The sequence below is a fragment of the Erwinia sp. PPS120 genome (assembly GCF_047918655.1).
GTDB lineage: Bacteria > Pseudomonadota > Gammaproteobacteria > Enterobacterales > Enterobacteriaceae > Erwinia > Erwinia tasmaniensis_A.
In genome coordinates this window covers 1-574 of the sequence record NZ_JBLREF010000057.1, presented here as the reverse complement: position 1 = coordinate 574, position 574 = coordinate 1, and the positions used below count along the sequence as shown (strand labels likewise).

At 51.0% G+C, this 574-nt stretch carries 1 protein-coding gene and 1 pseudogene; both read left to right on the top strand.

What is annotated here, in order from left to right; all coding sequences use genetic code 11:
- A partial coding sequence (locus ACLRGG_RS20455; protein ID WP_416251475.1) for a hypothetical protein occupies nt 1-223 on the top strand: 223 nt, incomplete at its 5' end.
- Nucleotides 220-574 (top strand): annotated as a pseudogene (locus ACLRGG_RS20450) (hypothetical protein); the annotation flags it as partial. The gene ACLRGG_RS20455 and the pseudogene ACLRGG_RS20450, both read left to right, overlap by 4 nt.

Sequence of the window (574 nt, the reverse complement as noted above, 5' to 3'; positions counted from 1 at the left end):
GGCAACACTGGCGGATGGGTCAGTACGTACCGGAAATCTGGACGGTGCGGGGTATCTGCATCTGGACGATATTCCGGCAGGAAGTATGCAGGTGGAGTTTGGGCCGGATACACGGCGTTATATGCGAAAAGGCACCATAAATAATCAGCAATTTACGGGGTCATCACTGAGTGAATCTGATATCGATGCGCTGATAGAGAAACACAACGGAGGTGTTCAATGAGTGAGGTAAGTGTTGCCTGGTTTAAAGAAACCAGCCTGGAAACCGGGCAGTGGATCTGGGGCACGCTTCAGGGCGCGTTTAATGAAAAACAGACCATCGGACAGATCATTGTCGATGCGGTAACTGGCATGATCCCGCTGGTTGGTGATGTGACTGCTGTACGCGATCTGATTGCGGTATCCATTGGGCTTGCCAAAGAACCAAAGAAGCGGGAAAGCGTTACTGAATGGGTATTTCTGGTTATTTTACTGTTTGCGCTGATCCCGGTAATTGGTGGGGTGATTAAAGGGGTGGGACGTCTGGCGCTGCGTGTCACAACCAAAGCGGCAGAGAATGTGGAAACGCTTGGTG